The sequence below is a fragment of the Vibrio sp. WZ-1 genome, from assembly GCF_052037695.1.
In the GTDB taxonomy this organism is placed as follows: Bacteria; Pseudomonadota; Gammaproteobacteria; order Enterobacterales; family Vibrionaceae; genus Vibrio.
Genome location: NZ_JBQEQR010000081.1, coordinates 212578 through 226550 on the forward strand (window position 1 = coordinate 212578; position 13973 = coordinate 226550).

General features: G+C 46.7%; 12 protein-coding genes. 7 read left to right on the top strand and 5 right to left on the bottom strand.

Annotation, left to right across the window (positions count from 1 at the left end):
- Positions 1-208 precede the first annotated feature (208 nt).
- The 3 genes from ACTS60_RS19040 to pncB form a co-directional block, all read right to left on the bottom strand.
- Positions 209-556, bottom strand: a complete 348-nt coding sequence (locus tag ACTS60_RS19040; protein WP_440889525.1) for a GlpM family protein — start codon at positions 554-556, stop codon at positions 209-211.
- An 18-nt stretch (positions 557-574) separates the two neighbouring features.
- On the bottom strand, positions 575-934 hold the full coding sequence (locus tag ACTS60_RS19045) for an acyl-CoA synthetase (protein WP_440889526.1): 360 nt from the start codon (positions 932-934) through the stop codon (positions 575-577).
- A gap of 125 nt (positions 935-1059) precedes the next feature.
- Complete coding sequence (gene pncB, locus ACTS60_RS19050; RefSeq protein WP_440889527.1) at positions 1060-2370, bottom strand: nicotinate phosphoribosyltransferase; 1311 nt, start codon at positions 2368-2370, stop codon at positions 1060-1062.
- Between the two features lie 390 nt (positions 2371-2760).
- On the opposite strand from pncB, the gene ACTS60_RS19055 reads away from it, so the two are divergent.
- Entirely contained in the window at positions 2761-3486 is a 726-nt protein-coding gene (locus ACTS60_RS19055; RefSeq protein WP_440889528.1) for an NUDIX domain-containing protein, read from the top strand.
- Positions 3487-3517: 31 nt separating this feature from the next.
- Positions 3518-4171, top strand: a complete 654-nt coding sequence (locus ACTS60_RS19060; protein ID WP_440889529.1) for a nicotinamidase — start codon at positions 3518-3520, stop codon at positions 4169-4171.
- Between the two features lie 121 nt (positions 4172-4292).
- Here the strand turns inward: ACTS60_RS19060 and ACTS60_RS19065 are convergent, their stop codons facing one another.
- Both ACTS60_RS19065 and ACTS60_RS19070 read right to left on the bottom strand, forming a co-directional pair.
- Positions 4293-5033 (bottom strand): DeoR/GlpR family DNA-binding transcription regulator, encoded by a 741-nt coding sequence (locus ACTS60_RS19065; RefSeq protein WP_005436345.1) that lies wholly within the window; start codon positions 5031-5033, stop codon positions 4293-4295.
- A 91-nt stretch (positions 5034-5124) separates the two neighbouring features.
- Positions 5125-5514 (bottom strand): VOC family protein, encoded by a 390-nt coding sequence (locus ACTS60_RS19070; RefSeq protein ID WP_440889530.1) that lies wholly within the window; start codon positions 5512-5514, stop codon positions 5125-5127.
- 158 nt (positions 5515-5672) lie between these two features.
- On the opposite strand from ACTS60_RS19070, the gene ACTS60_RS19075 reads away from it, so the two are divergent.
- The 5 genes from ACTS60_RS19075 (at position 5673) to ACTS60_RS19095 (ending at position 13878) form a co-directional block, all read left to right on the top strand.
- Positions 5673-6152, top strand: coding sequence for a peptide-methionine (S)-S-oxide reductase (locus tag ACTS60_RS19075; RefSeq protein ID WP_440889531.1), 480 nt, complete (start codon positions 5673-5675; stop codon positions 6150-6152).
- A 578-nt stretch (positions 6153-6730) separates the two neighbouring features.
- Positions 6731-7171 carry a PTS sugar transporter subunit IIA gene (locus ACTS60_RS19080; protein WP_440889532.1) on the top strand — a complete coding sequence of 147 codons (441 nt, stop codon included), beginning with the start codon at positions 6731-6733 and terminating at the stop codon, positions 7169-7171.
- 11 nt (positions 7172-7182) lie between these two features.
- Entirely contained in the window at positions 7183-8583 is a 1401-nt protein-coding gene (locus ACTS60_RS19085) for a fructose-specific PTS transporter subunit EIIC (RefSeq protein WP_440889533.1), read from the top strand.
- A gap of 121 nt (positions 8584-8704) precedes the next feature.
- Positions 8705-11125 carry a GH92 family glycosyl hydrolase gene (locus ACTS60_RS19090; protein WP_440889534.1) on the top strand — a complete coding sequence of 807 codons (2421 nt, stop codon included), beginning with the start codon at positions 8705-8707 and terminating at the stop codon, positions 11123-11125.
- A gap of 47 nt (positions 11126-11172) precedes the next feature.
- A complete protein-coding gene (locus ACTS60_RS19095) occupies positions 11173-13878 on the top strand; it encodes a GH92 family glycosyl hydrolase (protein WP_440889535.1) in 2706 nt (901 codons plus the stop codon).
- Positions 13879-13973 lie beyond the last annotated feature (95 nt).

Here is a 13973-nt window from a genome sequence, read left to right on the forward strand (position 1 = left end):
AGTACAGTTATCTTTGCTTGGCGGTATAGTAAATCGCGGACTGAAATTCACATCAGGCGAAATTGAGCCTTCTGTCATTAGCAGGTTAAAAAACGTTGTTTTATTATAGTTACGTCAGCAAAAGAGCAAGCTAAGGTAAATCAGAGCTAGATCACATCAAGATGAGCTATGAGTATTCGACTAACTACATTGCTAGGATGAGTAATAATTACGCAGGAACCATCCATCGCGTCCAGAAAGCAAGCAACATCGAAGCAAACATCACCCAAACAACCGTCGCTGCGGTTAACGTGCCAACCAAACTCAAGCGGTAACTAAAGTAGAAGACAGAAATCAGATACGCGGCATAAGGGATAAGAGAATAGATGCCAAACAAAGCCGTTTGACGCAATGCTTCCATATCTCGCTCACTACCCACAATAAAATGAGCAATCAGTGCAAAGGTAGGGAATAACGGCACCAAACCTGCGATATAGAAGCTTTTCGACTTAGAGAGCAGCGCAATGATCAACACTGCGAACGCACCAAGCATCGACTTAAGGAAAAGACTGGTCATTGACGTTTACTACACTACCTAAGCCAAACTCAAAAATAACTCATCGTCTGTTAGATACTTATGGCGATGACTTAAACTACGTAAATGCATAAACATAAAGTCGGGAAAGCCTGGGGCAATGATGTTGTTTGGTTCCCAGAAGATGCCGCCAACAAAAACGTAACGGCCTTGTTTTTCATCATCATGTATTGGATTGTTGATCGGTGTTGATAGCTCAGCACGGCAACCTTCAACGACACACACGATCTGGCCTTTGAAAATGCCAATTACACGCTTAACAAGGTTCGCTTTAATGCCGCACTTCCATGCTTGGCGCGTCGCCCATTCATAGCCATGTTTGTTAATCGTTTTTTTTTGTAAATGTACAACCACGTTCATCATTCATTCCTGACTAGATTACTGGTTGTACTATAACTAAATCACCCTCTAGTTTTGCCGATATAAATTTATCGAAACCATAGAGGGTGATAATGAAGAAAAAAGGTTAGAGCTTGTGTTTTTGACTAAGCGTCAATTAAGTAGTCATCACCTTCATTCTCCAAGCGATCAAGCATTACACGACACTCATCAAGATCGAGTGGCTGTTCAAAACGACGCTTCAAATTCATCAAGAAGAAGATATCTTCACACATCGCTTTCTCTGGCTCATCACTGATTTTTGCAACTGGTGAACCATTGCAAGACACCATTTTGATAACGATAGACAGTGGCTTGTAAGCAACACCTTGTGCATTCGTGTAATCACCCATATCGTTTGCTAGCGACGTCCCAATACCAAAACTCACTTGAATGCGACCTTGGAAGCGCTCACAAATATCCAGTGCTTGCTCGAAGTTTAAACCATCGGTAAACACTAAGGTTTTGGTCATTGGATCGATGCCAAGTGATTGGTAATGCTTGATCATCTTCTCGCCCCATGTGTAAGGGCAACCACTATCATGACGAACACCCACGTACGCATTACTGAGTTCTTCATCGAAGTCTTTTAAGAAAGCATCAATACCAATGGTATCGGTTAACGCAATACCTAACGCACCGTTAAACATCTCTTGCCAACGCTGCAAAGCCACCTTTTGCGAATCACGAACATTCACCAGAGCTTGATGCCCCATGAACCATTCGTGTGCCACCGTCCCAATCGGTGTCAAGCCAAGCTCTTTCGCCAAGTGGTAGTTGCTGGTTCCTGTTAAGCAGTCAGGCAACTCTTTGCTCAGGTACTGCAACATTGAACGTTGTGCTTGGAACGAGAAACGACGACGGGTCGACATATCGGCAAACTTAAAGTTGGTGATATTGCGACGTTTCAGTTCTGCTTTGAGATGACGAACTTTCTCTTCTAAAACAGATTGGAACTGCTCAACAGGAATATCTGCCCAACGAGCACGGCTTCGCACTTCAGACACAATGCTCATGATGATGGTTTCGTAGAGAATGGTTTCTGTCCAAAGACCATTGATGGTGATGCGTAATTGGCTTGTACCATCCGCCATGGTTTTAATATTGAAAGAAACATCGCGTTGAGGGTTAAAACGAAACGCGTGCAGAGCATCAACAAATTCTGGTTTTAGATAAGGCGCAACGCCCTTCATGTATTCAATTTCTTCAGCAGAGAAGGTGATGTCTTGCAGTTTAAGAACTTCCGCTTTCACCTCTGGCAGTAATTCAGACAGGTCTTCTTCACTACGCACGATGAATTTGTAGGACACCATCGCATCAGGATAAAGCGCAGCAGCAGCACTCATCATATTCACTTTGTATACGTCAAAATCTAACGCACTTTGGATGATGCGAGACGAAAATAAATTGGTGGTCATTCGGAGCCCTTCTACATGCCCTTTTTCGTTTATACCCAAATTCCCTCAGTACGGTGCAAACCGCATCTTATTGTTTTTCCAACGAAGTTGGCGGGAAGTTTTCCACAAGGTAAACTTGGGTATATAACTTGTTGTTACTAACTAAATTGCGTAAACAATAAACACCCGCTTATAGTTTGTCAACTTTTGTTACTAACTACTCTTTTTTATAAGGTTTTTACGCGCAAAATTCCGACAGTTATTGTGGATAACCCGAATAAATAAGCGCATCCATACCTAGGGCCAATTATTCTGTGGTGGTCGCTATGTTTCTAACAATCGGTTACTTACCCATTGATTGACTACTTGTTATGCGCTAGATTACTTACAAATTATTCTCAGGACCAAATCATGATCGTAACCGTCGACATTATTCCATTCAGACTATCTGGCTGTGCCGATAAAGGGTTGGAAGTGTTGCTGATCAAACGTTCGAACCCGGAACGTCCGTACCACGGTGTATGGGCCCTACCCGGCGGATTCGTATTTGATAAAGACATGACCCACGAAGGTGGACGCCCAGCAGACGAGAACTTCGAAGCTGCACGACGCCGCATTTGCCGCGAAAAAATCCACACCTACCCTCGTCACTTTAGTGAAGCCTTTGTCGATGGTGACCCCAAACGCGATCCTGAAGATTGGAGCCTGAACATCACCCATTACGCTTTGGTTGACCGCAACAACAAAGAGCAAATCGATAACGCAGGCGTACCAGAATGTCATCTGAAGTGGTTCCCGCTGCAAGCGATCCTCGATGGCGAAGAAACCCTCGCTTTTGATCACCAAAAGATGATTGAAAAAGCATGGCAAAAGCTACGCGCCTCTATCGAATACACCTCGGTCCTGCTGTTCGCACTTGATAAAGAGTTTTTGGTTGCCGACATCATTGCCGCCTATCAAGAGTTCGGCATCGATATCAGTAGAATGACGATCAAGCGCAGGCTGGTTGATTCTGGCGTACTTAAACCAACCAACAAAGTTGCTTCCACTAACAAAGGTAAAGGTGGCAAACCAGCCATGGTGTACACCCTAGCAAGCGACGAAGTGACCTTTTTCCAAAACTGTTTGCGTGGCTAACGTAAGCATAAAGACAGACAAGGAGTCTGCCATGACAGTTCGAGTTAACTACCAAACCACCGCAGTGATCGACGTCGATCCTGAAAAAGGCTTCACCGAACTTTGCCCTGACGAACTGCCAGTAACCGGCGCATTAGAAATCGTTCCAGAGCTACTAAAGAACCACACGAAAGGTCGCTTAAAATTAGTCAGCCGTGACTTGCACCCACCAAAAGCGGCTTGGGATGCAGAAACGCCAGCTAACATGCTTGAGCCAGTAGGTTTACCAAACGTGGATATTAAGTGGAACCGCCACTGTGTGCTTGGCACAACTGGTGTTGAGCTGCTTGATGGCTTACCCCCTGTTCTAGACTACGATTTCCAAGTGAACAAAGGCATGGACCCAGACGCACACCCATACGGCATCTTTTTCCACGATGTGGCTGATACCAAAACCACAGGCGCAAATGAGTTCCTCAAATTCAACAATGTAGACACAGTTGTTGTTGGCGGCTTAGCACTCGATTTCTGTGTGAAAAAGTCCGTCACTCAAGCACTCGATTTAGGTTTCAAAGTGATTGTGAACCTAGCATCTAGCCGCGCGGTATTGCCAGATACCGTCGATGCGGTAATTGCCGAGATGGAAGATAAAGGCGCGATATTTGTAGACAATGCCGATGACATCATCGTAGAACACTTCGCGTAATTTCTTTGGCTATCATCGCCTTTATTAATAAAAACGGCCCAGCTTATCTGGGCCTTTTTTGCGCAATTTTTACGCAAAAAACATTATGAAACGAGTGCTAGATTGGAGAACATCACCTCTATTAGCCAAGAACCACTTCCACGCCTTGCTTTCTCAACTGTTCGAGGTCGCTTTTCGGAGCGGCTTCGTCAGTTAACAGCACCGAGATTTCACTCGTTTTACCAATCGAAGATGGGTAGATTTGCCCAAACTTACTTGAATCCGTCAGCACGATGTTACGACGCTTTTTCGCAATGATGGTTTCAGCGATTTCTGCGCGCATCATGTCTCGACTAGTGAAGCCAGTATCTTGATGGAAGCCGTCAATACCCAAGAAAGCCGTGCTGAAGTGAATATTCTCAATACACAGCTTGGTTAACGGTCCAACTAAGCTCTCGCCTTGATGCTGATACACACCACCAAGCAAGATGATGTTAGCTGAGGTGTTACGGATGAGGTGAGCAATGTACGCCGATGGGGTAATGATGGTGACGTCACCACGTTCAGCTAACGTGCGGGCCAAAAGCGCATTAGCACTGCCGCCTTCGATCAAGACGGTTTCGTTTGGCGATACCAAGTCTGCCGCTTTATTGGCTAACGCTTGTTTGATGTCGAAGCGCACTTCGAGTCGCGTATCAATATCGTCACTTTGTAGCGCCGTCGCAGCGCCGTGTACACGCTTTAAGTAGCCTTGTTGCTCAAGGAAGTTCAAATCCTGCCTGATAGTCACGCCCGACACGCCAATGATGTCAGAAAGCTCCGTCACTTGAACGCGTTTGCGGTCATTAACCAATTGCAGGATTTCATTTTGTCTTGAGTTCACAGGCTCGCTCCTTTTTGATGAGCTTGCAGTATACGCCCGAACACTTTCATATGAAAGCAGCCTGAGAACGATAGAAATAAGCTAAGCTGCGTTACGCCGTAAGCTCAAGACGGTTGCCATCCGGATCTAACACACAGCTTTCATAATAACCATCACCTGTTTGTCTCGGACCGTCGACCCATTGGTAGCCATCATCCACTAAGGTTTTGGTTAATTGATCCACTGCCTGTTCAGATCCTAAAGCAAAGGCAAAGTGTGCTAATCCTGTTACCTGCATCGCATGAGATTTTTCACAGGCGGTCACACCTTCCATCGACATCAACTCTAATCGTGCACCACTTTCAAACGAAAGAAAGTAAGATGAAAACTGCTTAGTTGGGTTGTGGTATTTATCGTTAGACACCGCGTTAAAGTATTTCTCATAGAAGGCTTTTAGCTCTTCCAAACGTTCTGTCCAAATCGCGATATGTTCAATTTTCATTAGGATTTCCCCTAGCTCTTAACTGCGTTCAACCTAACGAGGAAACGCAGCACAAAAAAGAGAGCAAATCACCACCGAGCTGTTCCTGTTTTATGGTTGGAGTTGTGTTTGAATGAAAGTGATGCCCATAATGGCGCAAAGTTTTTCAGGACAGAATGATGGAAGAAATTTACTTCGCAGGCGGCTGCCTTTGGGGCGTTCAAGAATTTATGCGCCACCTTCCGGGCGTAATCAGCACCGAAGCAGGACGAGCAAATGGCACGACGGATAACACTCAATCTGAATACGATGGCTACGCAGAATGCGTGAAAACCCAATTCGACCCTGAGCAAGTTTCGGTTGAAACTTTAATCGGGTATCTGTTTGAGATCATCGACCCGCACAGTGTTAACAAGCAAGGTGAAGATGTAGGTGAGAAGTACCGTACTGGTGTCTATAGCCAAAACGAACAACACCTAGCGATTGCCAAAGCGTTTATTACAGCGAGACCAGATGCCGATAAGATCGCCGTAGAAGTGCTGCCACTCACAAACTACGTGCCAAGTGACGATGAGCACCAAGACCGACTTACGCACTTTCCAAATGACTACTGCCATATCCCGTTAGGTTTGCTGCACAAGTACAAGAATCAGTCTTAATAGGCTATCCAAATCCAGCGTAACAACCCCTCCTAACCTCCCCTTGACTTCAACTTCGGAGCTTAAATTAGCCAATGTATATCAAGGGGAGGAACTGTCCGAGATCACCCGTCAGCTTGTGTAGGCCATCAGCTATTACCCCAACGAAAGCCGTCATTCCGTACAGCGACGAAGGAGCGCAATACGGAATCTACTGTCCGCGAGCAATCAACACAATTGAGCCTGACAAGTTTTCAAAAAAAAAGTCCTGCTCGCTTTATGTCTTTTCTAGAAGAGATAGCAAATTACGTTAATAAAAGGGTTATTGCAGGAGCTCTAGCACAAAGCCTCATTTTTATAGCAATATTGAACCATCTTTGATTTGCATCTCGTTTATTTTAAAGCTTCATTATTAGTTTCAAAATAAATGGAATATAAGTCACAGTACTCATTCCCTACTAGGTCATTGATATTAATGACTTCTATCACACTTAGCTCTCAGTGATACAAAAGTATAGTTATTGGATTTTTTTTACTATTTCAGAAAACCATAACATTAATTAAATTTGCCTCATTACTTCAGTACCAATGAGTCAAAAATGATTACAGAACTAACAAACGTCAATTTAATTAAAGGCAACCTTCAAGCAAATAATAAAAAAGAAGTCTTTGAAGAGCTAGCACAAATGCTATTCGAAAATAACCGAATCAGCGGCAAAGAGGCTTTTTTAACCGACATCGAAGCACGTGAAGCATTAAGCGTGACTTCAATGGACGGCATCGCTTACCCACACGCAAAAAGCAAAGCGGTTACAGAGCCTGCAATCGCTGTTGGCGTAAAGCGCGAAGGCATCGAGTATGGCGACGAAGAGGGAGTCAAACCGACCGTATTCTTCATGATTGCCTCACCAGATAACGGTGCCGACCACCATATTTATGTTCTTCAAGAATTATTCGGTAAATTTAGCGAAGAGTTTATTGAAGATATTCATAACGCAAAAGACGAAAACCAAATACTAAATATTTTAATTAATTCATAAGGCGTGAAATTATGAGTACAATCACAGCTCAAGCTAGTAATAATAGCGATTTCAAAAAAATCCTAAGTACCATGAAAGGCCACCTTTTATTCGGTACTTCTCACATGCTTCCATTTATTGTTGCAGGTGGTGTACTACTGGCGCTAGCGGTAATGGCTTCAGGTAAAGGTGCGGTTCCTGCGGACGGTTTATTGGCTGATATTTCTAATATCGGTATTAAAGGTCTGGTGCTGTTCCCAATTATTCTTGGTGGCTTCATCGGTTACTCAATTGCAGACAAACCAGCACTAGCGCCGGCGATGATCTCTTCTGGCATCATGGCTGACATGGGCGGCGGCTTCCTTGGTTGTATCGTAGCGGGCTTCATCGCAGGTGGTGTGGTATTCCAACTTAAGAAGATCCCTCTTTCTGCTAACATGACTGCGTTGGGCGCTTACTTCATCTACCCTCTACTAGGTACGCTTGTTTCAGCTGGTATCGTTCTATGGGGTATCGGTGAGCCAATCAAGATCTTCATGGCTTCTATGAACGAATTCCTAGCTTCTATGGCTGGCGCTTCTAAAGTGGTTCTAGGTACGATTCTTGGTGGTATGACTGCATTCGATATGGGCGGTCCAATCAACAAAGTAGCAACGCTATTCGCTCAAACTCAAGTAGATACTCAACCATGGCTAATGGGTGGTGTTGGTATCGCAATCTGTACGCCTCCTCTAGGTATGGCACTAGCAACATTCCTATTCAAGAAGAAGTTCACTAAGCAAGAGCAAGAAGCAGGTAAAGCAGCAGCAATCATGGGCTCTATCGGTATCTCTGAAGGTGCTATCCCATTCGCAGCAAACGACCCTGTACGCGTTCTTCCTTCAATCGTTGCTGGTGGTATCGTTGGCTGTGTATTTGGCTTCCTAACAGACGTACTACTACACGCACCATGGGGCGGTCTAATCACAGCTCCTGTATCAAGCAACATCCCAATGTACGTTGTGGGTATCGCACTAGGCTCACTAACAACAGCAGTTATCGTTGGCTTCTGGAAACCAGTAGCTGAAGAAGAAGCAGAAGACGAAATCGCAGAAGCAGCACCTGCACAAGCTCAAGCCGCTCCAGCAGCAGGCGAAGGCGAGTACGACATCGTAGCAGTAACATGTTGCCCATCTGGCGTAGCACACACATTCATGGCAGCGAAAGCACTAGAGAAAGCAGGTGCAGCAGCGGGTCTGAAAATCAAAGTAGAAACTCAAGGTCAAAACGGTATCCAGAACCGCATCACTGACCTAGATGTAGCAAACGCGAAGCTGGTTATTCTAGCTCACGATATCCAAGTAAAAGACGCTCACCGCTTTGCAAAAGCAAACGTTGTTGAGTGTTCAACGAAAGAAGCGATGCGTAACGCAGCGACTCTTGTAAAAGCTTAAACCTTAAGCTCCTCCCCCTAAGAGCCCTTTCCCCCAAAGGGCTCTATTTCAAGTTTTTAAGTTTTAGTAATACCCCTGATTTTTTTAACTATATAACCCTACAATTTACAAGGCTTTAAAAATGAAATTCAAACCTTCCCTACTCGCTTGCGCAGTTCTCAGTGGTCTAGTCGGTCTGACAGGCTGTAACAGCGACAACGACTCTTCCTCTTCACTACCGGGCGAGCCAGTTGTTGATCTCGCGGTGTTAAAGTACGTCGATCCAATGATCGGCACAGCAGCTTCTGGTCATACATTCCCGGGCGCAACGGTACCGGCAGGTATGGTTCAACTGTCTCCAGATACCTTCATCGGCTCTAACACTGATCACGAATCAGGGCTTAACCCTTGGCACTCTGCTTCTGGCTATTGGGATTCATCCAACTACGCAACTGGCGAAGTGGTTAACACTGACGTTCCGCTGTACGGCTTCTCCCATACTCACCTTTCAGGTACAGGCGCAACGGACCTAGGTGACATCTTGGTTCTGCCATACGCAGACATGGCGGACACGCAGCTGAACTCGTTCGACAAAGCCAATGAAGAAGCAAGCGCGGGCTACTACAAAACCAAGCTAAACCAAGGCCAAATCGAAGTAGAACTGAGCGCAACCAAACGCGTTGGTTTGCACAAATACACCTTTACTGATGGAGCGGACCGCAACGTGAAGTTCGATTTGGGTCATACCCTAATGAACAACAACGGCAAGTCTTTGAAGAACAAAGTAGAAGTGGTGGACGAATACACCATTCGCGGTCGTAAAACATCAACAGGCTGGTTCCAAGGGCAAGATCACCAAGGTCAGGACATCTTCTTCTACGCGAAATTCAACCAACCAATCGCGAAAGCACTGTTGGGCGAACAAGATCTAGAGCCAACGCGCGAAATGCGTAATGGTGCGGTTTACTCAGGCGATGATCTGACCGCTTACCTAAACTTCGGCACAGGCGAAGAGCCAATTGAAATCCGCGTGGGTATCTCTCCTGTTAACTGGCAAGGCGCACAGAAAAACTTAGAAGCGGAAGCGCCAAGTTTCGACCTAGCACAAGTGAAAGAAGACGCGGAATACGCGTGGGCTGAGAAACTAGCAAAAATCAAAGTTGAAGGCGGCACAGATGCACAGAAAACCAACTTCTACACTGGCATGTACCACATGATGATCGCACCAATCGAGTTCTACGATGTGGACGGTCAATACGTCGATATGCTTGGCACAGTGCGCACACTGAAAGATGGCGACACACCAAACTACTCGATTTACTCAACGTGGGATACGTTCCGCGCCGTTCACCCAATGTGGACCATCATCGACCCAGACCAAGCAACGCTATACGTCAAAGACTTGATTCGTAAATCCAACGACGAGTTTGGCCTATTACCGAAATGGGAAGGTCACGGCTCAGAAACAGGCACCATGATCGGCTACCCGTCGGCAGCGATTCTGGGCGATGCCGTAACCAAAGGCTTGATTGATGCAGAGCAGGGTTACAAAGCATCCGTCAAATCCGCACATTACACACCGGATGAATACCCACAAATCCATGATGATATCTTGAGCTCACTCATGGCGGGTCAGTTGAACTACCACGAGAAAGAACAATGTGTTCGCTACCCGAACTGGAACTCAGTGTCGTACTCGTTGGAATTCTCATTCTACGATTGGACTATCGCAGAAATGGCAAAAGCCGCTGGTGATATGGACGCGTATGAAGAGTTCAAAGCCCGTTCTTACAACTCTCTGAAACACTGGGATGCTGACGCAGGTAACGCAGACGGCAAGGGCTTCTTCGTTCCGACTGAACTAAAAGATGGCGATGCATGTGCACTGAAATACGCTTCAACCGACTTCGACCCATACAAGTCTGATGCATACTACTACACCGAAGGTAACGCGTGGCAGTGGCAATGGACGTTCATGCAAGACTTAGACAAGCTGACGGAAATCATGGGCGGCACACAAGGTCTGAACGACAAACTGAACAACCTATTTACCGCCGATCCAAATGGCGGCGAAGCGCACCAAGATATGACAGGTTACATCGGTCAGTACATTCATGGTAACGAGCCTTCGCACCACGTCATCTACTTGTACAACCGTACTGAAGAATCTTACAAGGCGCAGGAATACCTAGACCAAGTTTACGACCAGTTCTACAAACCGACGCCAGACGGCATCATCGGTAACGAAGACGTAGGTCAAATGTCGGCGTGGTACTTGATGTCAGCACTTGGCTTCTACCAAATCTCGCCAACCGATCCAACCTACAGCATCGGTCGTCCAATCTTCGACAAAGCGACGGTAGACATTGGCTCTGGCACCTTCACGGTAACGGCTGAGAACAACGGTCCAGACAACATGTACATCAAAGAAGTGACCATCAACGGTAAGCCTCTGGATATGTACAACACCTTCCAGCACAGCGAATTCAAAGCAGGCGGCGAACTGCACTTCGTGATGACGGCTGACAAGTCTGAAGCAATGCAAGCCAACCTAGGTGAATAATGATTTTGAGGGGACCTTGTGTCCCCTTTTCTCGTGGAATAAAAACAATGAAACTAAAAAGAACCCTACTCTCTACCGCAGTGTTAACCGCCATGCTTGGTCTTGCAGGTTGCGGCAGCGACTCTGATCCAGAAACTCCAGTTATCTCTACCCCTACTTTGGAATTCGTTGATACCTTGATCGGCACTAAAGGTCTTGGCAACGTCAACCCATCTCCAGTCATGCCAGAAGGTATGATTCAACCGTCCCCAGATAACTTCGATCCAAACGGTTGGAATGGCAAAGGCTCGCCTGTTGAATACGATCCTGTGCACAGCCTGCTTTCTGGCTTCTCAATGACCCACATTTCTGGCGCAGGTAAAGGCGACCTAAACGACTTCGCTTTCTTGCCATACACAGGCTTTAATCCCGATGCCGTGACCATGGATAAAAGTTCAGAAGTGGCGGAGGTTGGTTACTACTCGGTTGACCTTGTAGAAACTGGCGTAAAAGCTGAGCTGTCGGCAACCGACCGCGTGGCGTTCCAACGTTACACCTTCAAACCGGGTGAAGATCGTAAAGTGCGCATCGATCTGCAACACGAACTGCTGGAGCAATACGGCAACCACTCTCGCAGCATTTACTACAAACGCATTAACGACACTACCGTCGTAGGCGCGCGTACCTCAAACGAATGGGGTCAATGGCAAACTGTTTTCTTCGCAGCAGAATTCTCTGATCCAATCATCGAAGAGAACCTGTACACCAAGCTGGTTTCTGAAAGCAAACTTACCCCAACTGACGCTACCGAAGTCGGCTTGGAAGATTACCGTGGTTACGCAGAGCACAAACCAATGCCGGGCGAACCAGAACCTGACCCAGAACGTTTGGCAAAACGCGCAAACGATGTCCAGACGCATTTGAACTTTGGTAAGAGCGATGAGCCATTGGTGGTCAAAGTAGCGATTTCTGGCACTGGCGTTGACGGCGCATTGAAAAACCTAGAAGCAGACACTAACGGCTGGGATTTCGACAACGTCGTACAACAAAACCGCGTGGCTTGGGAAAACATCCTTGGCGAGTTTGAACTGGAAGGCGGCAACAAAGCCGACAAAACCATGTTCTACACCTCGCTCTACCGTACGTTTGTTGCTCCATTCCTATACCAAGATGTGGATGGCAAATACCGCGGCATGGATGGCAAAGTACACCAAGCAGAAGACGGCTTAGTGAACTACTCAGTGTACTCAATGTGGGATACCTTCCGCGCCGCACACCCACTGAAAACCATCATCGATAAAGACCGCGCGATTGAACACGCACGCGATCTATTGAACAAATACCAAACGGGGGGCGTGTTGCCAAAATGGGAACTGCACTCAGATTACACCGGTGAAATGGTCGGTCATCCTGCGGTCTCGGTTATCGCCGATATCATGGTTAAACACCCAGAAGCCTTTACTGCTGCCGAGTTTGATTTGGCGTTGAAAGCCGCTGACGAAACGGTCAACTTCAACCTTGATAAAACTGAAAGCTGGGTGCCTTACCAAGATGCTTGGAACGGTGACAAACGCTTCACAGTAATGACGCGTCATAACGACTACCAAGAAGACGTCGGCTTTATTCCAGCTAACACCAAATGGGCGCCGGATTCTGGTGACAAACCGGGTTACGTAGAAGGCTTAAAAGTCGATAAATACGACGAACTCGTGAACGAGTCGGTGTCTTACGGTCTTGAGAACGCTTACTACGACTGGTGTATCGCTCAGATCGCTAAACTTGCGGGCAACGACCAGCAGTACGACCGCTACATGGCACGTTCTGAATCGTTCAAGAACTACTTCAATTACAACCCAGAGCAATACGGCAAACTGCAAGACACCAAAGGCAACGCATTGGGTGCAACGGGCTTTATGCGTCCGGCTTACATGAACAGCGGCAGCAAGGTTTGGGCAAACAACCTGAAAGCCGAATGTTTGGACGAGAACATGGCGCTGTCTATCCCAGACGGTATGGACTACAACGCCTGTAAAGACCGCAAAGCACTCAACGAAAGTGACGTGTTCTGGCCTTACCGCGCCGAGCACCGTGGTGAAGACTTCACCGAAGGCAATACATGGCAATGGACATGGTTTGCACCTCACAACTTGAACGGTCTGGCTAACGTGATGGGCGGCGAGCACATCGACCGCACCGACTTCTCTCTTCCTGAAGACGTAACCGAACAAGGCAAAGCGGCATTCTTGGCCAACTTGAATGCGCTGTTTAATGCTGACTCCAACGCCGATACGAGCCAATCACACGACATGTCTGGCTACATCGGTCAGTTCGTGATGGGTAACGAGCCTGATCATCATGTGCCTTACCTCTACAACTGGACGGCCGAGCCTTGGAAGACACAAGAAATCGTCGACCAAGCGATGAACGAGTTCTACCACCCAACGCATGAAGGCCTGATTGGTAACGAAGACGTCGGTCAGATGTCGGCGTGGTATGTGATGTCTGCATTGGGCTTCTACCAAGTCACACCGGGCGAAGCAAGCTACACCATCGGTCGTCCTCTGTTCGACAAAGCCGTGATTCCAGTCGCGGACGGTAAATTCACCATCACCTCAGAAAATAACAGCCAAGAGAGCATCTACGTTAAGTCGGTGACCATCAACGGCAAACAATTGAGTGACAACTTCAGCTTCGCGCACAGCGATTTGAAAGACGGTGGTGAGCTGCATTTCGTCATGACTTCAGACAAATCTGAAGCGATGAAAGCGCAGTAGCTGACACCGATCCAAATAACACCCCCAAACTACTTGGCGTTGTAACTAGGCAACATCGCTGCAACGTCAAGTAGGAAGGGGATAAAGGGGTACAC